Annotated in this window: 25 protein-coding genes; 10 read left to right on the plus strand and 15 right to left on the minus strand. The window is 72.1% G+C overall.

Annotation, left to right across the window (positions count from 1 at the left end; translation table 11 throughout):
* Positions 1 to 48: 48 nt before the first annotated feature.
* Entirely contained in the window at positions 49 to 507 is a 459-nt protein-coding gene (locus ACFYX3_RS40245) for a DUF6325 family protein (RefSeq protein WP_181924792.1), read from the plus strand.
* Positions 508 to 538: 31 nt separating this feature from the next.
* Complete coding sequence (locus ACFYX3_RS40250; RefSeq protein WP_382660970.1) at positions 539 to 832, plus strand: SHOCT domain-containing protein; 294 nt, start codon at positions 539 to 541, stop codon at positions 830 to 832.
* Between the two features lie 127 nt (positions 833 to 959).
* Here the strand turns inward: ACFYX3_RS40250 and ACFYX3_RS40255 are convergent, their stop codons facing one another.
* The 5 genes from ACFYX3_RS40255 to ACFYX3_RS40275 all read right to left on the minus strand — a co-directional run bounded on the left by ACFYX3_RS40255 (position 960) and on the right by ACFYX3_RS40275 (position 5,513).
* Positions 960 to 2,267, minus strand: coding sequence for a chloride channel protein (locus ACFYX3_RS40255; RefSeq protein ID WP_389024917.1), 1,308 nt, complete (start codon positions 2,265 to 2,267; stop codon positions 960 to 962).
* Positions 2,268 to 2,514: 247 nt separating this feature from the next.
* On the minus strand, positions 2,515 to 2,853 hold the full coding sequence (locus ACFYX3_RS40260; RefSeq protein ID WP_041133080.1) for a P-II family nitrogen regulator: 339 nt from the start codon (positions 2,851 to 2,853) through the stop codon (positions 2,515 to 2,517).
* The gene (locus ACFYX3_RS40265; RefSeq protein WP_389024871.1) at positions 2,850 to 4,172 is read right to left on the minus strand and encodes an ammonium transporter; all 1,323 of its coding nucleotides are present in this window, start codon (positions 4,170 to 4,172) and stop codon (positions 2,850 to 2,852) included. The genes ACFYX3_RS40260 and ACFYX3_RS40265 overlap by 4 nt, the downstream gene beginning before the upstream one ends.
* A gap of 205 nt (positions 4,173 to 4,377) precedes the next feature.
* The gene (locus ACFYX3_RS40270) at positions 4,378 to 4,845 is read right to left on the minus strand and encodes a MarR family winged helix-turn-helix transcriptional regulator (protein WP_389024873.1); all 468 of its coding nucleotides are present in this window, start codon (positions 4,843 to 4,845) and stop codon (positions 4,378 to 4,380) included.
* A 110-nt stretch (positions 4,846 to 4,955) separates the two neighbouring features.
* The gene (locus ACFYX3_RS40275) at positions 4,956 to 5,513 is read right to left on the minus strand and encodes an ester cyclase (protein ID WP_389024875.1); all 558 of its coding nucleotides are present in this window, start codon (positions 5,511 to 5,513) and stop codon (positions 4,956 to 4,958) included.
* Between the two features lie 135 nt (positions 5,514 to 5,648).
* On the opposite strand from ACFYX3_RS40275, the gene ACFYX3_RS40280 reads away from it, so the two are divergent.
* Positions 5,649 to 6,305 (plus strand): TetR/AcrR family transcriptional regulator, encoded by a 657-nt coding sequence (locus ACFYX3_RS40280; protein ID WP_389024877.1) that lies wholly within the window; start codon positions 5,649 to 5,651, stop codon positions 6,303 to 6,305.
* Here the strand turns inward: ACFYX3_RS40280 and ACFYX3_RS40285 are convergent.
* From ACFYX3_RS40285 to ACFYX3_RS40295, 3 genes are read right to left on the minus strand one after another with little or no spacing between them, the layout of a single operon-like run.
* Positions 6,274 to 6,591, minus strand: a complete 318-nt coding sequence (locus tag ACFYX3_RS40285; RefSeq protein WP_376582620.1) for a hypothetical protein — start codon at positions 6,589 to 6,591, stop codon at positions 6,274 to 6,276. The genes ACFYX3_RS40280 and ACFYX3_RS40285 overlap by 32 nt on opposite strands.
* 9 nt (positions 6,592 to 6,600) lie before the next feature.
* Positions 6,601 to 7,545 carry a sigma-70 family RNA polymerase sigma factor gene (locus tag ACFYX3_RS40290; protein WP_389024879.1) on the minus strand — a complete coding sequence of 315 codons (945 nt, stop codon included), beginning with the start codon at positions 7,543 to 7,545 and terminating at the stop codon, positions 6,601 to 6,603.
* 27 nt (positions 7,546 to 7,572) lie between these two features.
* Positions 7,573 to 8,667 (minus strand): chemotaxis protein, encoded by a 1,095-nt coding sequence (locus ACFYX3_RS40295; RefSeq protein ID WP_389024881.1) that lies wholly within the window; start codon positions 8,665 to 8,667, stop codon positions 7,573 to 7,575.
* A 949-nt stretch (positions 8,668 to 9,616) separates the two neighbouring features.
* On the opposite strand from ACFYX3_RS40295, the gene ACFYX3_RS40300 reads away from it, so the two are divergent.
* On the plus strand, positions 9,617 to 10,150 hold the full coding sequence (locus tag ACFYX3_RS40300) for an EF-hand domain-containing protein (RefSeq protein ID WP_389024883.1): 534 nt from the start codon (positions 9,617 to 9,619) through the stop codon (positions 10,148 to 10,150).
* Positions 10,151 to 10,167: 17 nt separating this feature from the next.
* On the opposite strand, the gene ACFYX3_RS40305 is transcribed toward ACFYX3_RS40300, so the two are convergent.
* Complete coding sequence (locus ACFYX3_RS40305) at positions 10,168 to 11,085, minus strand: LysR family transcriptional regulator (protein WP_389024885.1); 918 nt, start codon at positions 11,083 to 11,085, stop codon at positions 10,168 to 10,170.
* 67 nt (positions 11,086 to 11,152) lie between these two features.
* Here ACFYX3_RS40305 and ACFYX3_RS40310 point away from each other — a divergent pair, with 67 nt between their 5' ends.
* The 3 genes from ACFYX3_RS40310 (at position 11,153) to ACFYX3_RS40320 (ending at position 13,426) form a co-directional block, all read left to right on the plus strand.
* Entirely contained in the window at positions 11,153 to 11,953 is an 801-nt protein-coding gene (locus ACFYX3_RS40310; RefSeq protein ID WP_389024887.1) for an SDR family NAD(P)-dependent oxidoreductase, read from the plus strand.
* 53 nt (positions 11,954 to 12,006) lie between these two features.
* Complete coding sequence (locus tag ACFYX3_RS40315; RefSeq protein ID WP_389024889.1) at positions 12,007 to 12,693, plus strand: 2-phosphosulfolactate phosphatase; 687 nt, start codon at positions 12,007 to 12,009, stop codon at positions 12,691 to 12,693.
* 115 nt (positions 12,694 to 12,808) lie between these two features.
* On the plus strand, positions 12,809 to 13,426 hold the full coding sequence (locus tag ACFYX3_RS40320) for an NUDIX hydrolase (protein WP_389024891.1): 618 nt from the start codon (positions 12,809 to 12,811) through the stop codon (positions 13,424 to 13,426).
* Between the two features lie 53 nt (positions 13,427 to 13,479).
* On the opposite strand, the gene ACFYX3_RS40325 is transcribed toward ACFYX3_RS40320, so the two are convergent.
* Complete coding sequence (locus ACFYX3_RS40325; RefSeq protein ID WP_389024893.1) at positions 13,480 to 13,890, minus strand: SgcJ/EcaC family oxidoreductase; 411 nt, start codon at positions 13,888 to 13,890, stop codon at positions 13,480 to 13,482.
* Between the two features lie 142 nt (positions 13,891 to 14,032).
* On the opposite strand from ACFYX3_RS40325, the gene ACFYX3_RS40330 reads away from it, so the two are divergent.
* Entirely contained in the window at positions 14,033 to 14,593 is a 561-nt protein-coding gene (locus ACFYX3_RS40330; RefSeq protein ID WP_389024895.1) for a GNAT family N-acetyltransferase, read from the plus strand.
* An 81-nt stretch (positions 14,594 to 14,674) separates the two neighbouring features.
* On the opposite strand, the gene ACFYX3_RS40335 is transcribed toward ACFYX3_RS40330, so the two are convergent.
* Positions 14,675 to 15,964, minus strand: a complete 1,290-nt coding sequence (locus tag ACFYX3_RS40335; RefSeq protein ID WP_389024897.1) for an MFS transporter — start codon at positions 15,962 to 15,964, stop codon at positions 14,675 to 14,677.
* Between the two features lie 120 nt (positions 15,965 to 16,084).
* Between ACFYX3_RS40335 and ACFYX3_RS40340 the strand changes: the two genes are divergently transcribed.
* The gene (locus ACFYX3_RS40340) at positions 16,085 to 17,620 is read left to right on the plus strand and encodes an alpha/beta hydrolase (protein WP_389024899.1); all 1,536 of its coding nucleotides are present in this window, start codon (positions 16,085 to 16,087) and stop codon (positions 17,618 to 17,620) included.
* A 58-nt stretch (positions 17,621 to 17,678) separates the two neighbouring features.
* Here ACFYX3_RS40340 and ACFYX3_RS40345 read toward each other — a convergent pair whose 3' ends face one another.
* The 4 genes from ACFYX3_RS40345 to ACFYX3_RS40360 form a co-directional block, all read right to left on the minus strand.
* Positions 17,679 to 18,704: a TolB-like translocation protein gene (locus tag ACFYX3_RS40345; protein ID WP_389024919.1), complete on the minus strand. Its 1,026-nt coding sequence runs from the start codon at positions 18,702 to 18,704 to the stop codon at positions 17,679 to 17,681.
* A gap of 5 nt (positions 18,705 to 18,709) precedes the next feature.
* Positions 18,710 to 20,005 carry an MFS transporter gene (locus ACFYX3_RS40350; RefSeq protein WP_389024901.1) on the minus strand — a complete coding sequence of 432 codons (1,296 nt, stop codon included), beginning with the start codon at positions 20,003 to 20,005 and terminating at the stop codon, positions 18,710 to 18,712.
* A gap of 1 nt (position 20,006) precedes the next feature.
* Positions 20,007 to 20,888, minus strand: a complete 882-nt coding sequence (locus tag ACFYX3_RS40355) for an alkaline phosphatase family protein (protein WP_389024903.1) — start codon at positions 20,886 to 20,888, stop codon at positions 20,007 to 20,009.
* 242 nt (positions 20,889 to 21,130) lie between these two features.
* Positions 21,131 to 21,529: an NTP pyrophosphohydrolase gene (locus ACFYX3_RS40360; RefSeq protein WP_382660951.1), complete on the minus strand. Its 399-nt coding sequence runs from the start codon at positions 21,527 to 21,529 to the stop codon at positions 21,131 to 21,133.
* Between the two features lie 358 nt (positions 21,530 to 21,887).
* Between ACFYX3_RS40360 and ACFYX3_RS40365 the strand changes: the two genes are divergently transcribed.
* On the plus strand, positions 21,888 to 23,732 hold the full coding sequence (locus ACFYX3_RS40365; RefSeq protein ID WP_389024921.1) for a ricin-type beta-trefoil lectin domain protein: 1,845 nt from the start codon (positions 21,888 to 21,890) through the stop codon (positions 23,730 to 23,732).
* Positions 23,733 to 23,762: the final 30 nt, after the last annotated feature.

Raw genomic sequence — 23,762 nt, forward strand, 5'->3', positions numbered from 1 at the left:
ACGGGGGTGGGTTCGGTCAGGTCCTTCCCAACTGCGTGTGGAGTGGTCATGAGCGATGAATTCGAGGACATGGGGCCGGTGGACTATCTGGTCATCGAGTTCCCCGGCAACCGTATGACGGGCAAGGGACTGCCCCTTCTCCTCGATCTGGTCGACAGAGGCATCATCCGCATTCTCGACCTCTCGTTCGTCCGGAAGGACGCCGACGGCAGCGTCGTCGGCGTGGAACTACGGGACGTCGACGCCGACGGCGAGCTGGACCTGACCGTGTTCGAGGGTTCCTCGTCAGGACTCCTCGGCCAGGACGACCTCGACGAGGCGGGGGCGGCCCTGGAGGCGGGCAATTCGGCCGGCATCATCGTCTACGAGAACCTCTGGGCCGCGCCCCTCGCGCGGGAACTTCGGCGCGGCGGTGCGCAGCTCGTGGCCGGCGGGCGTATCCCCGTGCAGGCCCTGCTGGCCTCGCTGGACGCCATGGAGGAAGCGGGCGGCAGCGCCGCTGCCTGACGCCGACGGACGACAGCCAAGGAGGAACGACATGCCAGGACTTCTTCGGGGCGTGGCGCGCACCGCGGTAGTGGCCGGGACGGCGACCGCCGTCTCCAACAGGGTCTCGCGACGCCAGGCGGGCCGCTGGGCCCGGCAGGAGCCGGCGCCGGCGGAGCAGCAGTACGCGCCGCCGCCACCCCCGCCGCCGGCCGCGGCCCCCGCGCCGGCCGACGACATGAGCAGCAAGATCGCTCAGCTCAAGGAACTCGGCGAGCTGAAGGAACAGGGAGTGCTGACCGAGGCGGAGTTCGCCGCGCAGAAGAGCAAGCTTCTCGGCTCCTGAGCCTGCCGGAGCGAGCAGCCTTCCGCCCCGTGCGGCTCCTGACCGCCGGGGCGAGCGCGCCCGGCCTCGCCCCGTGCGGCTCCTGAGCCTGCCGGAACGGCCGCACCGTCCCTCGCCCCCGAAGGCCTCACGGCCGCCGGGGCGAGGGACGGCGCGTTCGCCCGCTCGGACGCTCTTCGAACGGGGGGATGCGCGGGCCCTGCGGCAGAAGCTCGGTGACGACGAAGGACAGGACCGCGGCCAGCACCACCAGGGCCACCGTCTCGACGTTGCCCAGCAGGAGCACGACCAGGATCACGCCGCTCACGGGCAGCCGCAGGGCCGCGGTCACCGAGGCCGCCATGCCGATCGCCATCGCCGGCACCAGACCGAGGCCCGGCAGGGGAGCGAGCAGGACGCCGGTCGCTCCGCCCAGGAACAGCGCGGGAAAGACGGGGCCACCGCGAAGGCTGCCCAGACACAGCGCGTACGCGAGGCCCTTGAAGACGAGCACCGCGACGAGGGCGCCCACCGACCAGGCGTGGGGGCTCTGGGCCAGCTCGGAAAACGTCGCCTCGCCGGACAGGGCCGCCTCGGCCGGCGAGCGACCGGTGGTGACGGCGTAGAGCGTGACGCAGACGGCCGCGCCGATCGCGCAGAGAATCGTGTTCCGTACGATGCTGCTCACCACGAAGCGGGCCGCGAACCGGCCGCCCACGAGGGTCCAGTGGACGGCGAACGCGACGGTGGGCGCCACCACGAGGACCCACAGCACGTCAGCGCCGTCGAGCGGCGGCGGCTCGGGCAGCCCGATGTCCAGGGTTCCCGTCTCAAGACCCGTCCAGTGGACGAACCCGGTGAAGATCAACGCTCCCACGCCGCTGGACAGCAGCGCCGGCAGCATCACCGCGAAGAGTTGTGGCCCGCCCACCCCGGCCACCTCCATCAGCAGCACGGCGCCGACCACCGGGTTCCCGAAGAGCGCGGAGATGGCCGCTGCCGCCCCGGCCGCGCCGAGCAGCGCCGTGCTCGCTTCGGTCTGCGGGGCGCGGGCCAGGCCCGCGAAGAACAGCGCAAGGCCTCCGCCCAGGGCGATCAGCGGTGCCTCGGGGCCCAGTACGGCGCCGAGCGGAAGACCCACCATCGCGGTGAGGATGACACCCGGCAGGGCCTGCTTCGTGACCCCGCCCGAGTGCAGTCCACCCGCCGGAATGTGTCCGCCCCGGCCGGGCAGGCGTGCGACCACCAGACCGACGGCGAGCCCCGCCACCGGCAGCAGCATGAGCCCCCACCACCAGGGGGCCTGCTTCCAGCCCAGGTCATTCGGCCAGTCCGTCCAGACGAGGCCTTCGAGCTGGTGCAGCGCCACGAGGAACCAGAAGGCGACGAGCGCCACCGGAACGCCGATCAGCCCGGAGAACACCAGAGCCTTCCGGTACTCGGGCCGCCGCAGCATGGTGCGCAGCAGGTCGGCTTCCTGGGGCTGGCTGTGCTGCGCGTCGGCCGAGGTGCTCGGGGGTGGGGTTCCGGTGATGGGGTCCTCCACGGCTCGACACCACGCCAGGCGCCCGGGGCGACGGGACACAGGACGGCGCTACGGGTGTATATCGGGGCGTATATACCGTGAGGGCGGCACGGTCATGGGTGTGCTCAGCGGTTCAGCCGTTGAGCACGACCCCGAGGCGTCCGTGCCGCCCTGTGCCTCAGAGCGCGTCCGGGCCGCGCTGCCCCGTGCGCACGCGCACCACCGTCTCCACCGGCACCGCCCACACCTTGCCGTCGCCGATCTTGCCCGTATGGGCCGCGCGGACGATGGCGTCGATGGCGGGCTCCATGTCGGCGTCCTCGACGACGACCTCGATACGGGCCTTCGGGACGAGGTCCACGCGGTACTCGGCGCCCCGGTACACCTCGGTGTGCCCTCGCTGGCGCCCGTAGCCGCTGGCCTCGGTGACCGTGAGCCCGTTGATGCCGAGTTCCTGGAGCGCGTTCTTCACCTCGTCGAGGCGGAACGGCTTGACGATCGCGGTGATCAGCTTCATGCGGAGGGCTTCCTGTCCTTGACGAGCGAGGTGACGGGGGACGCGGCGTGCAGCGGCGCGCCGCCGTGGCCGAGCACGCCGTGATCGTAAGCGGTCTCCGCGTGCACCGTCTGATCGAGTCCCGTCAACTCCTCCTCGGCGGAGGCCCGCAGTCCCATCGCCCGGTCGAGGGCCTTGCCGATCCCGTACGTGACGAGGAAGGTGTACGCCGCCACGACCGCCACGGCGAGCGCCTGCCGGCCGAGCTGGCCGATCCCGCCCCCGTACAGCAGCCCCTCGGTGCCGCCGGTCATGACCGAGGTCGCGAACAGGCCGATCAGCAGCGTGCCGACGACACCGCCGGCGAAGTGCACTCCCACGACGTCGAGGGAGTCGTCGTAGCCGAAGCGGAACTTCCAGGCGACCGCGTACGAGCAGACGACGCCCGCGGCGAGACCGACCGCCGCCGCTCCCGGCATGCCGACGACCCCGCACGCCGGAGTGATCGCCACGAGCCCGGCGACCGCGCCGGACGCCGCGCCGAACGTGGTCGGGTGGCCGTCGCGCCGCTGCTCGACGAAGAGCCAGCCGAGGAGGCCGGTGCATCCGGCGACGAGGGTGTTGAGGAGGGACGCGGCGGCCAGGCCGTTCGCGCCGAGCGCCGAGCCGCCGTTGAAGCCGAGCCAGCCGAACCACAGCAGGCCCGCGCCGAGCAGCACCATCGGCAGATTGTGCGGCCGCATCGCGTCCTTCTTGAAGCCGATGCGCGGACCGAGCACCAGACACATCGCGAGGCCCGAAGCACCCGACGCGATCTCGACGACGAGCCCGCCCGCGAAGTCGAGGGCGCCCAGCGAGTGCGTGATCCAGCCGCCGGGACCCCACACCCAGTGGGCCACGGGAACGTATACGAGAAGCGTCCATACCGGTACGAAGACGAGCCAGCCCGCGAACTTGGTGCGGTCCGCGACCGCACCGCTGATCAGCGCCGCCGTGATGATCGCGAAGGTCAGCTGGAAGGTGCTGAAGAGGAAGGTGGGAACCGTGCCGGTGAGGGTGTCGGGACCGATGCCCGCCAGGCCGAGGTGGCCGAGGCCGCCGATCAGGCCGGCGAAGGCGTCCTCGTCGAACGCGAGCGAGTAGCCGGCGGCCAGCCAGACCACCGTGACCAGGGCAATCGACACGAAGCTCATCATCAGCATGTTGAGGACGCTCTTCGTGCGGACCATGCCGCCGTAGAACAGGGCCAGGCCCGGGGTCATCAGCAGAACGAGCGCGGTGGCGGCGAGCATCCAGGCGGTGTCGCCGGTGTCGAGCCGGGGTGCGGCGGCGAGGGGCATCAACGGTCTCCTCCTACGGGTCAGGGGGAGAGCCTCGTGGCGGCGCGTTTCGCGATGCGTACACGGGAGTTTCCGCTGTGTTTCGTATGACGCGGGGATTGCCGGACCCTCACGCCGCACCCCGCTCGTGCGGGAGGATCCGCTCCCGGCGTGGACACGCGCGACCGCCCCGGCGAGACGCCGGGGCGGTCGGGTCGTGCGGTGCCTACGCGTGGGCGACGGGGGAGTCGACCGCCTCCACGGCCGCGACGAGCGGGGCCAGTTCGGAGTTCTTCGCGGCCTCGTCGAGCGCTTCGCGCAGCGCGGCGTCGTTGGTCGGCCGGGCCTCCTCCAGAAGCTCCAGGCCGACCGCGGTGACATCGGTGTAGATGCCGCGGCGGTCGGTGGGGCACAGGTACCGGGAGAGCAGTCCACGGTCCTCGAGCCGGCTGACCAGGCGGGTCGTGGCGCTCTGGCTGAGCACGACCGCGTCGGCGACCTGCTTCATCTGCAGATGGCCTCCGACGCCGTCGTGCTGGCGGCTGAGCACGTCGAGCAGCGAGTACTCCCGGACGCTGAGGCCGTGCCGGGACTGCAGGGCGCGCTCGACGTGCGTCTCGATCCTGCCGTGCAGGAGCGACAGGGCGCCCCAGCCGCTGGCGAGGGCGGTGAGCGCGGGATCGGTGGCGGTCATGAGGGTCCGTGTCTCCTTCCGGGGTGTGACTGGATCCAGGATACTCCACCAAGGAAAATATCGGCTATAAGCTATATAGAGCTTGTGCAAGCATTCTTTTCCCGGGCGCCCTACGCGTGCGCGCCGGCCGCGGCCCGGGCGGCTGCCGTGGTGACCCGGGCGGCGGCGCGGGCGGCGCGGCCGGTCACCTTCCAGGCGAGGGTGCGCAGGGCGGCGGGACCCGGAGGGAAGACGCCGAGCTGGCCGAGCAGGGTGACGTCGTCGCGTATCGCCTCGTGGCGCACCACTTTGCCGTCACGTACGCGCAGGAGGTGGACGTGCTCGAAGTCGATCTCGGCACCGGTGGGAGGGATCGCCTGGTCCAGGGCGCCTTCGCGGTAGCGGACGAAGGCGCCGGTGTGCCGGCCCTGCATCCGCAGCCGCACCCACACCAGACCACCTTCCTGGGCCACGTCGAGGACGGGGAAGCGCAGGCCGGTGAAGGCGTAGCGCATCCACGCCCCCGAGGCCAGCACGCCGGCCGGGCCGGGGAGCGAGCAGGCCGCGGGGGAGACGAGCGCCTCCCGGTTGCTGAATTCGGCGTGGACGACCTCGGCGGCCAGCGCCGCCCGTCCGGTCTCCAGGACCTTGAAGAGGCCGAGGGCCGCGCCCCTGGCGTCGTGTTCCATCGAGATCCCGCTCCCCCTCCGGGCGGCCGTCGGCCGCTGCTCGACTCCCGGGGCCATGGCCGGCCTCGGGATGCATTGAGGTTATGTAGAACCTATTGAATAGATCAAGGGTTCCCGTCTGGCTACACTCAGCCCATGTCCACGAAGCGCAGTTACGTCTCTCCCCGGCGCGAACAGGCTGCCGCCCAGACGCGCGAGCTGATCCTGCGGTCGGCGATCGACCTGTTCGCGGAACGCGGCTACGGGCGCGTGACCGTCGCGGACATCGCGTCCGGGGCCGATGTCTCCCCCAAGACGGTCTTCGCGAGCGTCGGCAGCAAGGGCGACATCCTCAACGAGATCGTCGACGCCGCCGTGCGCGCCTCCGGCCACGAACGAGCCATGAGGTCCGTGCTGGCCGCGCGGGACCCCGAGTCCGCTCTGGAAGCGCTGGCCCGAGGCACGCGGGCGGGCAACGAGAGCCAGTTCGCCGTGCACGAGGCGATACGGAAGGCCCTGCCGTCCCACGAGGACGGCGAGGCGCTGTGGGGGCGCGCCACGGCCGAGTACCGCGCCGCGCTGCGCGAGGCGGCCCGCCACCTCCACGCGCTTGCTCCCCTCCCGTACACCCGGGAGGAGACGGCCGACCTGCTGTGGTACTGGTTCGGACCGACCGGCTGGCGCACACTCGTGGCCGAATCGGGCTGGACCTGGGACCGCGCGGAGTCCTTCCTCGCACGCACGGCCATCGCCACACTCACCCCCGGCGAGCGCGGATCGTCTACGGCTCGTACAACGGCAGGAAGTGGATGACCGGTTCCTCGTAGGGGTGGGCGTCGCGGACGGCCCGCCGGACGGACGCGGCCTGCTCCGCGTCGCAGACCGACTCGATCCGGCACTCCTCGCTGTGCTGCACGGCGCCCACGTCACCGAGGTACGGCCGTGAACCGGGCAGAGGTTGCCAACTGCCGGTCACCTTCCAGACGCTGTGGCACCGTGCGTACTCGCCGACATGGCCCGCACCGGCCGCGTGAAGCGCCTCGACCACGGCTTCCAGATGGCTCTCGGGGACGGATATCTCGATCTTCAGCCGCGTCATGCCCGGACCCTAGCAACTCCCGCGACCAGCGCCTCCCTCGACCCGGAGCGTCCCGGGCAGGTCGAACGCCCCGAGCACGCGAGGATCCGTGAACACGACGTTCCGCGCGATCCGCCCGCCGGTGACCGTGAAGACCTGCAGCGAGTGCAGCCGGCACCCACCACCCGGCTCCGGCGCGTACGCGGCGAGCGCGGGCTGCCCGTTGGCGCTGACGGGCGTCGCGGCCCAACCCGCCCCGCGCATCGCGAAGACCCGCTCCATGAACAGGCCGTAGTCGCGCCTGCCCGCGTACCACAGCGGAACCGGCGGCATCTCCAGCACCGCGTCGTCCGCCAGCAGCCGCACGAGCGCGGGAACGTCCGCCGCCTCGAACGCCCGCACATACCGCTGAACCACCGCACGCGTCCGCGGATCCGCCGGCTCCACGACCTGCTCCGCGCCCCCCACGGCCGTGAGGGCGGAACGGGCCCGCTGCAGTGCGCTGTTGACGGCCGCGACGGTGGTCCCCAACTGCTCGGCGACCTCGGCGGCGGAGAACTCCAGTACCTCCCGAAGCACCAGTACGGCACGCTGCCGCGGCGGCAGCACCTGCATCGCCGCCACCAGCGCGAGCCGCATGTCGGCCCGTACCTCCACCTCGAACCGCGCGTCGGGGAACGGCTGCAGCCAGGGGACGTCCGAGGCCGGGGCGAGCGGCGCCCCGGGGTCGTCGCTCGGCCCGGCGAGCCCGGACGGCAGCGGCCGCCGGGCCCGCCCCTCAAGCGCGGTCAGGCATGCGTTGGTCGCGATCCGGTACAGCCACGTCCGGACCGAGGCGCGTGTGCCGTCGTACCGGTCACGGGCCTTCCAGGCCCGCAGCATCGTCTCCTGCACCAGGTCCTCGGCCTCGTGGAACGACCCCAGCATCCGGTAGCAGTACGCCAGCAACTCGCCCCGGTACGGCTCGACATCCATCCGCCCATCATGGCGTACCCGCGCGGTTCAGTAGCGCAGAGCGGCTGCGATGCGCTGCTGGCCGGCGAGCGTGTCGTGCGGGACGAACTGGACGTCCGTGCCGGTCTCCAGGGCCTGCTCCACGATCTCGTCGACCATGTCGTCCCGCGCCGAGGGGTCGTCGGCGCCGGCGGGTTCGAGGTGGCCGCCCTCCTCCCGGACGACGGTGCGGTAGTCGTCCTCGACGGCCAGGAGCCGTACCCGTCCCTCCTTGACGGCCTGCCACACCTCGTCGATGCCGCCCGCGAACTGCTTCCCGCTCCGGGCGGCGTCGAGTTCGGCGACGACGGTGGAGGCCGCCGCGGCCTGGCGAGCGGTGACCGAGGGGGTGACGGCCTCGTGCACGGCGGAGGCCGGGCCTGCCGCGAGGCCGCCGTGCTGGATCGTCACGGTCCCGGGGGCGAGGGGCCCGAGCTCCTCCAGGAGCGCGAGTGCGGCGGGGGAACCGATGACGTAGAGCGGGCGGGGGTCGGCGTCCAGCACGGCGCGCAGACGCTGGTGGGCGTCGCGCAGGAACTGCCGGGTGGCCTCGTCCTGCCACGTGCTGGGGAGGTCGCCGATGCGCTCCTTGCGCTCGGCGTCGGGGTCCTCGAGGCTCCTCGCGAGCGGGAAGCCGTCGCTCGCGGCCTCGGCCGCGCGCTCGGTCTCGCCGCTCCACAGGGAGACCCGGTCGGCGGCCACGGCCAGGGCCCAGTACGGCTGCTCGGCGGCGTGGGCCGCGACGAGGTTGCGGGTGAGGAAGGTGTCGGCCACCACGACCCGCTCGGGCACGGGACGGGCCACCTTCCACACGTGGTGCTCGCCCGGTGCCGCGTAGATCACCAGCCCGTCCTCGGCATGGACGAGGTCCGCCTCCTTGACCGCCTGGTTCAGCTGGTCGAGCACGTCCAGGCGCCGCTCACGGGTCACGCCGGGGTCGCTCTGCAGCGCCTTCTCGGCCTCGACGACGAGATTGCGGAGACGTACGGGGTCCTGGGCGTCGCCCGGTTCCCGGCGGTGCGTCGGCATCACCAGGGAGACGGCGGGGTACGGCCGGGGCTGGCGCAGCTGGTCGAGCACCTCACTGCTGAGCACGGGGTCCATGACGGGGAGCCTTCCTTCTGGATCAGGTGGAACCGGTGAGCTGCGCAGACGAGTCCTTGCGGGCCCACAAAGCGCCATCTTGGCCCGATACCACCCGTCTTGCGACTCGGCGGGCCCGGGCGCGAAGGGGAAGCGCCCTTCCTGATTCGGCGGGTGCTTGCGTGGCGGACGGCCAGGACGGTGGTGTCGTCGGCGAGCCGGCCGTCGGCTTGGTGTGCGGCGGCGGAGCGTGCGTACGCGACGAGGCGGCGGGGTTCGGTGAGGCCGGGGTCCTCGCGCGGTGCGGCGGCGAGGTCCTCACACAGCGGGGGAATCCGCCGTTGCCGTCGCGAGCCTCGGCGACTCCGTCCGAGTACAGCGGCAGGGTCTCGCCGGCGGCCGGCGAGAGGGACCGGTCCACGGGGCGGGCGCCGGTGAGCTCGAACATGCCGAGGGGCAGGACGGATCCGATCGGGGGTGACGGCCAGGGGAGTGAGGTGGCCGCAATTGACGAGCTAGACAGTGGTGGCGTGGCGGCGATGGGCGGGAACCGGACGAGTGCGGCGGTCGCGAAGCGTTCGTTCTCGTCGCCGCCGATCCGTGCGGTCTCGTCGGCCGCGGTGTGGACGGCGGCCTGTTCCGGACCGGCCCAGACGGGCGGCAGGGGCCGGAGCACGGTCTGCCAGGTGGTGTCGGCGGCGGCGCGGGCGCGGTGCTGGGCGCGGACCCTGGAGCCGCACATGGCGAGGGCGCCCACCCCACCCGCCAAGGCCCCGCCCTGAGCCCACCCGCCCGGGCGCGATGCCGGCGAGATCGTCACGTCGGGTGAGTCTTCGCCGCTTCCTGGCGGGTCGCCGGGACGCGAGGAAGCGGGCTGTCGATCATGAGCACGGTGCACGGTGTCCGGGGAGCGCCACATCGGACGCCGGCCGGACCCGCGCCTCACACCTCTCACGAAGGAAGACCCGACATGGCACTCCCGCGAACCGAGCTGCGGACCGCCCCGGCCGACCCCACGACCCCGAAGGCCCGTATCTACGCGATGCTGGACACGGACGGTGACGGAGTCGCCTCCCGGCACGACTACTTCGTCCGTATCGACCGGGCCCAGCAGGCAACCGGTCGCAGCGACGACGACCCCCTGGTCGTCGCCGCCCGTGCGACCGGCGAACGGGCCTGGGCGGCGATGGACGCCAACGGCGACGGCGTGATGACGTACGAGGAGTACATCGCCTGGGTGGACGCCGAGAAGTTCGACGACATCTGCCAGTACGCCCTGGGCGCGCTCTTCGACCTCGCCGACGCCGACGGGGACGGCGCGCTGGACCGCTCGCAGTTCACGATGCTGCGCCAGGCACTGGGCAACCGCGCCGACAACGCCGACGCGGCGTTCGACGCGCTGGACGGCGACCGTGACGGACGCGTCAGCCGCGCCGAGTACCTGGCCTCGATCCGCGCGTACGTCACGGGAGACGACTCGCCCATGGGTGCCGCGCTGTACTGAGCGCCCCTTCCGTCCGTCTACGCGTCCCGTGTGGCGGCGACGGCGGCGGACAGGAGGTCGGCGAGGTCGTCGACGACCGGGTGGGACGCTCGCGGGCGGGTGACGGCGAGGACCTCGCGCTCGGGCCGGTCTGCCGCGGGGAGGTCTTCGACGCGGGTGAGCGGCCGGTCCGGGTCGTGCCAGCCGCGGACGACGGACGCCGGTACGAGCCCGACCGCCAATCCCTGGGCGATGAGCGCGAGCGCGGTGTGATAGTCGTCCGTCTCGTACCGCACCGCCGGATCGATGCCGGTGCGGTGGGCCCAGCGCTGCAGCAGACGCCGGTCGGGGGTCCCCGGATGCCCGGCCGCCCAGTCGGACGTACGGCAGTCGTCGAGCGCGGCGATGCCGGTGCCGTGGGCGGCCACCAGCCACAGCGGCTCCCTGCCCAGCGCGCGGATCTGCAGATCGGCGGCGCTGGGAGGGTCTTCGGGGAGATACCGGTACGCCAGCAGCAGATCGATCTCCCCGGTCCGCAGCCCGCGCAGACCGTGCACGGGCTCGGTCTCCGTGACATGGAGCGCCACATCCGGATGGGTCCGGCGCAGCTCGGCCAGCGCGGTGGGGAGCAGACGCCCGGCCGCGGTCGCGTAGACGCCGATGCTCAACTCCGGTGCCCCGGACCGGGCGATGTCATCGGCCAGGCGCTGGAAATCGGCGGTGGCCGCCAGGACGCGGGCGGCCGAGTCGGCCAGCGCACGGCCCGCGGCGGTCGGGGTCACACCGCCGCCCGGCCGGCGCGAGAGCAGCTCCGTCCCCACCTGCTGCTCCAGCCGGGCGACGTGCTGCGACACCGCCGAGGGGACATAGCCCAGCGCGGCCGCCGCGGCGCTCATCGACCCGTGCCGCATCACCGCGAGCAGGGTCCGCAGCAGCCGGGGATCGATGCTGTTCATGATCCGTGAAAGCTCACTTTCTTGATTGTCGCTTCCCATGATGCCCGGCGGGGGTGAGGCTGTGCTCATGGACATGAACACAGAGCAGGACGTACGGGTGCCGGTCGCGGTGGTGACCGGTGTGGCACAGGGCATCGGGCGGCAGGTCGCCGAGGTCTTGGCCGGCGAGGGATACGCGCTCGTGCTCGCCGACCTGAAGGAGCCGTCGGAGACACTCGCGGCGGTACGGGACGCCGGTGCGGAGGCGTACGCGGTGGCCGGCGACGTGGCCTCGGAGGCCTACGTGACCGAACTCGCCGAGCAGGTACGGGAACGCTTCGGCCGGGTCGACGTCCTCGTGAACAACGCGGGCGTCTCGCTGCTCACCCCTGCCGAGGACACCACCGCCGAGCAGTGGCGGCGCGTCCTGGAGGTCAACCTCACCGGCCCCTTCCTCCTGTCCCGGGCGCTGGGGAAGCTGATGCTGGACGCGGGCGGCGGCTCGATCGTCAACATCGCCTCGATCGCGGGGCTGCACGGGGTCGCGGACCGGGCCGCGTACAACGCGAGCAAGCACGGCCTGATCGGCCTGACCCGGACCCTGGCCGCGGAGTGGGGCGGCCGCGGGATCCGCGTCAACGCGGTGTGCCCCGGCTGGGTCAAGACCGAGATGGACGCCGAGGACCAGGCCTCCGGCGGCTACACCGACGCCGACATCGTCGAGCGGGTGCCCATGGCGCGCTTCGCCGCCCCCGGGGACATCGCCCAGGCCGTCGCCTTCCTGGCGGACCCCGCGCGCAGCGGCTTCGTGAACGGCGTCGCCATGCCGGTGGACGGCGGCTGGACCGCGGACGCGAGCTGGAACTCCCTGCGTATGCGCAAGCGCTGAGCCGAGCGGGCCCACCGGGGTGCCCTGGGCCGGGCATGCGCGATCATGAACGGATGGATGCTCGTTTCCTCGGTATACCCGAGTTGACCGAAGTTCCGGACGTGGCGGTCGTGGTCGACGTCATGCGCGCCTTCACGGTGGCTGCCTGGGCCTTCGCCCAGGGCGCGGAGAAGATCGTCCTCGCCGGGTCCCTGGACGAGGCCCTGGCTTTGAAGGCCCGCCACCCGGACTGGGCGGCGCTCAAGGACGGCCCACCGGCACCGGGGTTCGACGCCGTCAACTCGCCGGGCATGCTGCGTTCCATCGAGCTCGGCGGACGGACCGTCGTGCAGAAGACCACGGCCGGCACGGTCGGCGCCCTCGCGGTCAAGGAGGCGTCGCTGGTGCTGTGCGCGAGCTTCGTGGTGGCGGAGGCGACGGCTCGACTGCTGCGGACGCGCGCGGGCGGAAGCGCCACGTTCGTGGTGACCGGGGAGGACGGGCAGGCCGAAGAGGACCTGGCATGTGCCCAGTACATCGCCCGGAGGGCCACCGGGACCGGGGTGGACGCGGCCGATTTCCTCCGCCGCGCCGCCGAGTCCCGTGCGGCCGGCGAACTGGTGGAGCGTGTGCGCAAGGGAGTCCATCCTGACGACGTCGCACTCTGTCTCGAGCTCGACAGGTTCCCTTTCGCCATGGTGGCGTCCGTGGAGGACTCGCTCATGGTCCTGCGCCCGCACGATGTGGCATCGCCGATGTGAGCCCGTTCAGGCCCCCAGGTCGTACGTGAGGTGGTTCCGATCAGGGCTCGGTCCGAGCCGTCCCGGCGTTGTCCGACTGTCGAGGACGGACGTCCGGACCTGGCAGGATGCGCGGATGACCTCCGCAGGCCCGTCACTCACCGACCCTGCCGACCAGCCGCGTGCGCACCTTCTCGGGCTGGTCGGCGCCATCGAACCCTGGGACGCGCTGGAGCGCGCTCACCTGAACACCGCCACGCAGTGGATCGCCGGTGGAGCCCCGGTCTACCGGGTGCACAAGCCGGACGTTCCTTCGATGCACCTGGTGAGCTACTTCGTCGTCCTGGACGACGCCCGCGGGCAACTGCTGCTCGTCGCGCACCGGAAAGCGGGCCTGTGGCTGCCGCCCGGCGGACATGTCGAACCAGGTGAGGACCCGTGGGCCGCGGTGGTCCGCGAATGCCGTGAGGAGCTCGGCATCGAGGCCGTGCCGTCGCCGATCACCGGCGAGCTCCCCCTCTTCCTCACGGTCACCCGGACCCGAGGCGAGGGCGTACACACCGACGTCTCGCTCTGGTACGTCCTCCATGCCGACGCCGACACCATCACCGCCTACGACCGGGACGAGTTCGACGCGATCAGGTGGCTCACGCCGGGGCAGTTGCTTGAGGAGCCGGACGACTTGCTGGACCCGCACATGCACCGCTTCACCCGCAAGCTGGAGCACGCCCGGGCCGCAAGCCGCCTCGGCTAGCCCCGCCGGCGAGGCGGACGCGCGGCTCGACGGCGGGGCTCCGGCATCAGGCCTTACGGCGTCGACGCGAGCACCGGGGCGTTGTGGTAGGCGGCGATCAGCCACCGGCCGTCCCGCTTCTCGAACACCCAGGTCGCGTGGACCCTGCGTTCCTGAGGAACCTCGGTCTCGTCGCCGAACAGGATCCCGGACTCGCTGACCACGATCGCGGCGCTCGTGCCGAGGAAGCGGAGGCTGAGCGTCTTGTTCCAGGTCGAGGTGGACTTGAGCGGGCCGGCGAAGGCCAGCGCCATGCTGTCGCGGATCACGTCGCGGCTGTCGCGGAGCGAGCCGGTCATGACGGCCGTGGCGTCGGGGGTGTAGTCGGAGACCATGCCCTCGGCGTCGCCGGCCTCCCACGCCTTGTAGGAGTCGGTCAGTACGGCCTGGATGGCGGCGCGGTCGTCGGTACGCGTGTCGGTCATGTGGATGCTCCTGGTCGTCGGTTCCCCGGGGATTTCCGGTGAACTCGCCTGTACATACCGACCGGGGGTCCGGAACTCATCGCGCCCGGAGAATGTCTTCACGTGTGTTGTTGATCAGTGGAAGAGATGAACGGAGATCGGTGTGAGCGTCCTCCTGTCCGTGGAGCCGACTGCATGCCTGCCCGCCCTGGGACTGCGCGCCTGGCAGCCCGACGATGTCGACGCCCTCGTGGCCGCGCATCGGGATCCCGCATTGCGTCGTTGGCTGATGACCACGATCAACAGCGAGGCCGATGCACGGCGTTGGATAGACGAGCAGCGTCAAGCCTGGGTCGACGGGACCCGCTTCGCCTTCGCCGTCCTGGAGGACGACGGGGCGGGCTTCGGCCCGCCGGTCGGCCATGTGGCCGTGAAGTCCAGCGGCGAGGGCTCCGTGGAAGTGGGCTACTGGACAGCGGCCGAGGTACGAGGGCGAGGCGTGGCCTCACGGGCGCTGGAGGCGGCTGTGCGCTGGGTCCTGGCCGAGCGTCCTGCCGGGCCGCCGGTGGCGCGATTCGAGCTCTTCCACGCCGCGGACAACGCCGCGTCATGTCGTGTGGCCGATCGTTGCGGCTTCGCCCTCGAAGCGGTCCTGCCCGCCCAGCCGCCCACGTTTCCGACGGAAGGGCATCTGCACGTCCGTACCGAGACCGCTCGGTTCTGAGGCGTCTCGGGCGTCGCTGCCGGCCGGGAGAGGGAGGGCGCGCGCCCGTTCCGTCAGGACGCCGGCGCGGTCGGCCCGACCTCAACGCTCGGCCTCCAGCACCGGGGTCTCCCCTTGCGGACGTGTCGCGGACGCTCCCGCACCGGGATTCCCGGGGCGCGTCCGCTCGGCCCGCGCGGCCACCGGAGGGCCCGCCGCGCCCACGAGCGCGAAGAACACGCCGAGGAGCAGCCATCCCGTGTGTCCGAGCGCGAGGACCGCTTCGGTCGGGATCACCGGGGCGAGCGCCTGGCCGGCGTCGAAGCCGATGCCGAAGAGGCCCTGATACTGCCCCTGGGCGTGGTCGGGCGCGAGGCCGAAGCCGAGCGCGAATCCGCCCGACGACTCCCACACCTCTCCGACGCTGTGGACGCACACGGCGAGGACGGCGAGGGCCGGCGCGACCCACGCGGGAACATCGGCCGTCAGCGCCATCAAGGGACAGCCGACGAGGAAGAGGAGCCCGGCGAGGCGGAAGGCCCGGCCGCCCTGTCCAGGGGTCTCCGCCTTGGAGCCGAGTCGGCTCTGGAGCAGCACGCAGACCCCGCTGTTGACCGCGTACACCGCTGCCACGGTCCAGCGCGGTGCGTCGGTGTGGGCGGTGAGCCAGATCGGCAGGAGGAGGGAGACCGTCTGGTACTGCAGGCCCGTGGCGCTGTAGAGCGCGACGAAGGACACGTACGGCCGGTCGGCCGGCACGGACCACTCCCGGTGCTCCTTGGGTCGGGGCAGAGGCCGGTAGTCCGGGACGCCCAGGAACGCGATCAGCCCGGCACCGGCGAAGCCGGCCGCGTTCGCGAGGATCAGCGCGGTGTAGGCGGGACGGGTGTCGATCTGGATGGCGAAGGCCGCGCCCAGCGTTCCGACGACGACGCCGAGATTGACGAAGGTGCGGAGTCTGGCGCGGAAGGCGGCAGGACGCTCCCCGCCGACGCGTGCGATGAGCGCACCGCCCGCGGCGCCGCCCGCCGTGGCGGCCGGCCGGTCCGGGGTCGCGACGAGCGTGAACGCGAACCAGCTGTCGATGAAGACGAACGCCGCCATGGTGGCGGCCTGCAGGGCGAGGGCCGTCAGCCAGACCGTACGCGGCCCGTACCGGTCGGCCGGATTCCCCGCCGGTACGCCGGCAGCCAAGCCGCTGAGGCCGGCGATCGTCAGACCGAGCCCCACCTGCGCGGCGGGCAGGTGCACCACGAACGTGAAGTAGAGGATGGCGGCGGTGTCGAAGAGACCGTTGCCCACCCTGCTGACGAAACCGGCAGTGATCAGAGGCCGCTGCGGACCGGCATCCGGCCCGCTCGGTCCCCGCTGCCTCGACCCCCTCCTGATCATGGCGATCAGGCTGACAGGGGCCCGCACGCATGGACCCGAGTCCTTTTTGGGGGACATCCCTGGCACGTTTCGGGGTTGTCCCCGACTGTGCCGAGCGTCCGTCGCTTCTAGGTTCGAGGTATGTCAACTTCCCGACGATTCAAGGCACTCGTCGCCTGTGCGGTGGTGCTCGCCGCCACCGTCACGACGACGTCCGTCACCACCGCCACGGCGGATCCGGACCCGCTCGCCCGCTTCCACGGCCAGCACGTCGACTGGCACGACTGCGCCCTCGGCACCGACGACAAGCTCGGCCGGGCCCTTGACGACTCCGGCGCCGACTGCGCCGACATCACCGTGCCGCTCGACTACACGGACCCCGGCGGTCGCACCGTCACCGTCGCCATATCCCGCCGGAAGGCCACCGACACCGCCCACCGCGTCGGCCCGCTGCTGCTCAACGACGGGGGGCCGGCGGGTGCCGGCCTGCACATGCCCCTGACCAAGCGGAAGGTGATGGGAGAGGTCGCCGACCGTTACGACCTCATCGGCATGGACCCGCGCTTCGTCGGGCGGAGCACCCCGCTGGACTGCGGCTGGGACCTCGGCTCGGCTCCCCTGCGCTCCGCGGGCGCCGACCGGGCGGCGTACCGCGAGGAGGTCGCCCTCGCGCGCGACCTGGCCGAGCGGTGCAAGCGGACCCGGGGCGACGTGCTGCCGTACGTCACCACCCGCAACACCGCCCGCGACATGGACGTCATCCGCGCCGCCCTCGGCGAGAAGACCCTCTCCTACCTCGGCTACTCCTACGGCACCTACCTCGGCGAGGTCTACACGCAGCTCTTCCCCGGCCGCACCGACCGCATGGTGCTCGACGGCGTGATGCCGCCGGAGCGCTACAGCTCCACCCTGCTGCGCGGCTCCGAGGCGGCGAACGAGGCGGCCCTGCACGCATGGGCGTCCTGGACCGCCGCGCGGGACGACACTTACGGGCTCGGTGCCACGCGCGCCGAGGTCCTGGCGAGGGTGGACCACATCCTCGACGCCGCCGCGGAGGAGCCGCTGCGGATAGGCAAGACGTACCTGCTTGACGAGCACGTCGTCCCCGCCTTCTTCATCGGCGGCCTCGGCAGCGACCTCGACGAGCGGCGCGCCGAACTGGCGGCGACCGTCCGCCTCCTGGCCCGCGCCGCGGACCGGAAGCCGGTCGAGCCGTCCGAAGAGCTCGCCGGACAGCTGGAGTTCCTGCTGACCGGGGCGGGCTCGGCACCCGCCAGCCAGATGACCGCGATCCTCTGCGGCGACATGGCCGAGCGGCGTGGCGTCGGCAGCTACTGGCGCGCGGTCGAGGAGTCCCGCGACCGGTTCCCCCTCGCCGGGCCCCTGGCGAACAACATCAACCCCTGCGAGTTCTGGGACCGGCCGGTCGAGGAGCCGACCGTGCTCGACAACGACATACCGGCCCTGCTCGTCGCAGGGACCGGCGACCCCCGCACCCTCTACTCCGGTGCCCGCGCCATGCGCGAGCAGTGGTCGAGCTCCCGACTGCTCACGGTGGACGGCGCCCGCCAGCACGGTCTGTACGGGGAGTACGGAAACGCCTGCGTCGACGAACGGGTCAACGCCTACCTGAGCACGGGCCGGCTCCCGGCGCACGACCTGACCTGCGAGGCGTAGCCGCGCGGGGCGGACCCGGCGGATCCGGCGGGCAGCCGGACGGGCCGGGTCCGCCTTCTCACTCCAGGAACGCCGGCGCCAGCGCGGCCGTCATCAGGCGCTTCGGGGCGCCCGAGCCGTCGGCCGGGACGGTGTAGAGGTCGGCGCCGTAGTCGCCCGGCAGGGAGTAGGAGACCGTGCGGTCGTCGAGCCAGACCGCCTGGTCGTCGACGCTGCGGCGCTCGGCGAGCGCGGTCTCGCGCAGGGTGGACAGGTCCAGGGCGTATTCGCGCCAGGGCGCGTCGGCGGGGGCACCCGCCACGCGCTTCTTGTACACGACCCGGGTCTCGTCGGGGGAGAGCGACGGGCACTCGACGTTCTGGTGGAGCGTGGTGACGGTACGGGCCGCCAGGTCGCCGCGCACCAGATAGGTCTGGCCTGCGGTCGCCATGGTCGCGTAGAAGTGCCGGTCGTCGCGGGAGAAGGTGACGCCCCAGAAGTTGGTGTCGGCCGCGTGGTAGTCCTTGCCGTCCTTCACCACCCGGAACTCCTCCAGCGACGGGGTGAGCCGGTTCGTCGAGGTGTCCAGGACGGCGGTACGGGTGGAGAAGTTCGCGCTGGCGTACGAGTCGCCGCCGACGAACACCGTCCAGGCCACCAGCCGCCCCGACGGCGAGACCCGTGCGCGGGTCGGGATGCCGGGCAGTGGGTGGTGGGTCCGCTCCTTGAGCGCCGAGTCGAGGACGACCGCCCGGTAGCTGTCCTCCACCGCGCCCCGTACGGCCTGGAGGCAGATCCCGGTGCCGCCGGCCGCGTGGAAGCGCAGGCACTTCACCCCGGACGCGGTGCGCGGTCCCGCGGGGGTGCCGGCCGGCACGGTGACCAGCTCGTCGCGGTGCGGGCCCCAGGCCATGTTGCGGAAGACGATCCTGCGGTCGGATCCGGCGGCGAGCGAGACCCGTCCTGATCCGATCGCCGGGCCGCCCGCCTGCGGGCGGTCCTTCTCGGCGGCCCGGTCGGCCGCGTGCAGCAGCGACGCGGCGGCCACACCGCCGAGCACGGCGAGCGCCGCGAGCAGGACGAGCAGTCTGCTGCGCAGGGTCAGCGGGGTCATGCGGGGGATTCCTCCGAAACCGTGGGGGTGGGCGAGGCCGTGCCGGGGTCCGTGGGCCGCAGGGCGTACGCGGCCGCCACGGACACCGCGAGCACGACGGTCGCCGCGCCGACCGCCCAGCGGTCGCCCCACGCGGTCCAGGCCGCGCCGAACGCGATCGAGCAGCCGAACCGGGCGAGCGCCTGCCCCGTCTGGATCAGCGCGAGCCCGGACGAGCGGAGCTCCGGCGGCACGCAGCCGGCTGCCGCCGCCATCAGGACGCCGTCGGTCGCCGCGTAGAAGCCGCCGTGCAGCGCGAGCACCAGATAGGGGAGGGCCGGGCTCTGCCAGCCGCTGAGCAGCGCTCCGTACACGAGCAGCAGGGCGGCGTGGCCGCCCAGGAACACCTGCCGGCGGCCCACCCGGTCGGCGAGCCGGCCGAGCGGCACGGCGAGCAGCAGGAAGGCGGCCGCGGTGCCGAGCGGCAGCAGCGCGAACCAGTGGTCGGTGACGCCGAGCCGCCGCTGCAGCAGCAGGTAGACGAAGGAGTCGCTGACCGTGGCGAGCCCCAACAGCAGGGCGGACAGGGCGAGTCGGCGGACATCGGGCACCCGCAGCAGGCCGATCGCGGCCTTGAGCGAGGCGCGCGGCGCGCCTTCCGGAGGTGCGGCCGGAGGCTGGGGGCGCGAGGGGACGAAGAGCAGCAGGACGAGCACGCCGATCGCGGCCACGGAGAAGCTGACCGTGAACACGGCGTCGTAACCGTCCGCCGCCTGGCGGAGGATCAGGAAGGCGACCAGCGGGCCGATCAGGGCTCCCGCGGTGTCCATCGCCCGGTGCACCCCGAAGGCGCGGCCGCGCGACTCCTCCGAGGACGCGAGGGAGATCAGCGCGTCGCGCGGCGCGGTCCGCAGGCCCTTGCCGGTGCGGTCGGCCGCCAGCACGGCGCTGATCAGCGGTATCGAACTCGCCACCAGGAGAAGGGGCTTGCACAGCGCGGAGAGGCCGTAGCCGAGCGCGGCCACGGTCTTGTGCCGGCCGCCGCGGTCGGCGAGATGGCCGCCGACGAGCCGGACGAGCGCGCTGAAGCCGTTGTACACGCCGTCGAGCAGGCCGAAGCCGAGCGGCGAGAGGCCGAGCCCGGCGACCAGGTAGAGCGGCAGCACGGCCGTGACCATCTCCGAGGACACGTCCGTGACGAGGCTGACCGTGCCGAGCGCGAGCACGGTCGGTGCGACGGCGGCGCGCCGCCCGGGACCGAGGTCCCGGGCGGCGGCCGTCGCGGGGGCGCTGCGACTGTCCGCTACGTACACGTCACGGAGTCCAGATGCCGGTGATCGGGGCCGCGTTGGCGGCCTGGCCGGCGTGCGTGGTGCCGTACATGTCCTCGATCGTGCGGAGCAGGTTGTAGTGGTTGTACGTGGTCGAGGACGTCGAGCCCGGGACCACCTGCTGGCCGTAGAGGACGGTCGCGATCTTGTTGCCGGCGAGGCGGTTGTCCTCGTCGAAGGTGACGACGAGCAGGCTGTTGTGGGTCTTCGCCCAGGTCGCGTAGGCGCCCAGGTTGTTCTTCAGCCAGGTGTCACCGGTGCCGACGGAGCAGTCGTGCATGTCGTTGCACAGGTTCGGGACGACGAACGACACCTGCGGAAGCGTGGTGTAGTCGGTCGGGAACTGCGCCATCGTGTACGCCGACGAGGTCGGGACGTTGTTGAAGCCGAACCAGGGGTTGTGCTTGCGGGCGTACTTGCCGCTGCTGCACGTGGTCGAGCCCTGGCTGGGCAGCGTCTCGTTGTAGCTCTTCCAGGTCTTGCCCGCGGCGATCAGCTCGGAGGCCAGGTTCGGCGCGGACGAGAAGCCCGGCGTGTAGCAGGAGTCGTCCGTGATGCCCTGGGTGGAGCCCGAGAACATCGCGAAGTAGTTGGGCTGGCTGGGGTGGGTCTCGGCGTACGACTGGGTGAGGTTGGCGCCGCCTGCCTTCAGGGAGTTGATGTACGGGGCGCTGGAGCTGTCGATCACCTGGTTGTAGGCGTGGTTCTCGAAGACGACGACGACCACGTGGTCGGGCGTGGGGACGGTCGCCGCGGCCTGGGCCTGCGACGTGCTGCCGAAGCCGGCCCACAGGCCGATCGACGTGGCCGCCAGGCCGAGGGCGGAAAGAAGAGCGGTGCGGCGATTCCTGGGCGCGCCGGACACGGCTACCTCCGGTTGAGGGTGGGGACTACGGAGCGGTGCAACCGGCAGGCTAGGAGTGGGCATGTCAACCTGGAAGGTGTTCCGCGTGAAGACCCGGGAAACGTCTCGTGCCGCCACCCGGAAACCACCTGGAAATGCCCGCTCACCTGCCCGATCGTCCCCCTTTTCCGTCCTGTGCTCCTCTGTCCCCAGTGTCCTCCTGGTGGGGCTCGGCCGCGGCTGGAAGCAAGCGGCGCAAGGCCCTATGCGGGCGGTGGGAGAACGCTGCGCGGTCCCGTGCAGCGGGCGCCCTCCCGCTCCACGCGCCGGCGCAGCTCGCGGTCGGCCGTGACCACCAGGCAGGGGCGGCCGTGGGCGCCCCGGGCCAGATCGGCGATCAGGTCGTCGCCGCTGCCGGGCGCCTCCTCGACCCGCACGCCCGGTACGGAGGCCACACCCCGGGCGCGGCCCTCGACGACCAGGACGATCTCGTACGGGCCGGGGTGCGGGCCGTCGGCCGGGCCGCCGGTCGCGGCGAGCCGGTCACGCAGCCGCTCGGCGGCCCCGCGCCGGTCGCGCCACCAGCCGTCCGGCACCGATCCCACGACGTTGGCGCCGTCCACGACCAGCAGGGGACGCAGGGGCAGGTCTTCGGAAGTCACGGTTCCAGGATGTCAGGGAACCGGTCGGGAAAGCCGTGACGATGCTCCGGGGCGCCTGGGCATCGGACCCACCGGCGCCGCCCGCTGGGAGGACCCGCACGGGCCACCGCTGCCGAGTCCGAACTCGTGTTCCGCGTTCAAGAGTTGTGTGCACGAGGGGTTGACTGGGCTGTGCCGTCTCCATAACTTCACACCTTGATATAAGCCTTGCCGTCTCGCGGCACGTCCAGCGGTCCGGGTTAGCCGGCCCGCTGCGCGGCGTGCCGCCCCCCACCGAAGGGCATGTCAGGTGCACTACAGTTCTTGGTCGCTCGCGCGGCGCGGTCGGCCCCGACCCCGCCGCCTCGCCGCCGCCCTCGTGACCGGCGCCCTCCTCGCGAGCGGCCTGGTCATGAGCGGCCCCGGCGTGGCGCAGGCCGCCGGCGAGCGGGTCGACGTCTGGCTGACCACCACCTCCGACGCCGGAGGCCGTACCGTCACCCGGGGACTCGCCCCGCAGACCCCGACGGCCTTCGGCCCGGCCGGCGGCAGCGCGAGCCACACCATCGCCGTCGACGAGTCCACCACCTACCAGCAGTTCGAGGGCGGCGGCGCGTCGATCACCGACACCACCGCCTATCTCCTGCGCGGCGGGGCGATCAGCGCCGCCACCCGCGACGACGTGATGCGCAAGCTGTTCTCGCCGACCGACGGCATCGGACTCTCCTTCCTCCGCAACCCCATCGGCGCCTCCGACCTCTCCCGTCCAGGCAACGTCTCCCTCGACGACACCTGCTGCGACCTCGACGACTTCGGGGCCAACGGCTACGACACGAACGTGCGGCTGCTGACCGGCCAGGCCAAGCAGCTCAACCCCTCGCTCCGGCTGATGGCGGTGCCGTGGAGCGCCCCCGGCTGGATGAAGGACAACGGCCGCATGGACCAGATGGGCTGGCTGAAGTGGGAGTACTACCCGCTCTACGCCCAGTACCTGGCCAAGTACATCCAGAGCTACCAGGCGGCCGGGATCAAGGTCGACTACCTCTCCGTGCAGAACGAGCCCAACTGCTGCCAGGCGGCCAACCCCACCGCCATGAACTACCCGGGCATGAGCTGGAACCCCTCCGGCCTGGTCGAGTTCACCAAGAACCACGTCTATCCGGCCTTCCGCGCGGCGGGCATCGACACCAAGGTCCTGGTGCACGACTGGAACTACGGCGACTACGCGAACTTCGGCTCCGGCGTCCTCGACGACGCGGGCGTGCGGAACGACCCGCTGTTCGGCGGCATCGCCTGGCACGGCTACGCCGGCGATCCGGCCGTCGGCAGCCAGGTCCACGACCAGTACCCGTCGGTGCGCCAGTTCAGCACCGAGCACTCCGGGGGCACCTGGATCGGCAACCAGCACAACGAGGACATGAAGGACATCGTCGGCTATGCCCGCAACTGGAGCGGCAGCCTGACGAAATGGAGCCTGGCGCTCAACCAGAACATGGGCCCGCACAACGGCGGGTGCGGCACCTGCACGGGCCTGATCACCGTCCAGGAGGGCGGTGCGCGCGCCGGGCAGGTCGACTACACGATCGAGTACTACACGACCGGCCACCTCACCAAGTTCGTGCGCCCCGGCGCGCACCGGATCGCCTCGACGGCCGACTCCACCGTGCAGAACGTCGCCTGGCGCAACCCGGACGGCTCGAAGGCCCTCATCGCCCACAACGGCGGCGCCTCGGCCCAGTCCCTTCGCGTCGACTGGGGCGGCCAGTCCTTCACGTACACCCTGCCCGCCCGTACCACCGCCACCTTCACCTGGTCCGGTACGACGGCGAGCGCCCCCACCGGACCGATGACCGGCCTGGCCGGCAAGTGCCTCGACGTCGCCGGCGCGGCCACCGCCGACGGCACCCCGGTCCAGCTCTACACCTGCAACGGAACCGCGGCCCAGCGGTGGACGCTCAGCGCCGACGGTACGGTCCGGGCCCTCGGCAAGTGCCTCGACGTCACCGGAGCCGGCACCGCCGACGGCACGAAGGTGCAGCTCTACACGTGCAACGGGACCGGCGCCCAACGCTGGTCGTACGACCCCGGGACCCATGACGTCGTCAACACGGCCGCGAACAAGTGCCTGGACGTCACGGGCAACACCTCGGCCGACGGCACACGCACCCAGATCTGGACCTGCACGGGCGGCACCAACCAGAAGTGGACCCACCAGCCGTCCTGAACCAGCCACCCCCCGTACCCCTCTCCCGAG

It is taken from the genome of Streptomyces sp. NPDC002463, assembly GCF_042889835.1.
Taxonomy (GTDB): domain Bacteria; phylum Actinomycetota; class Actinomycetes; order Streptomycetales; family Streptomycetaceae; genus Streptomyces; species Streptomyces nymphaeiformis.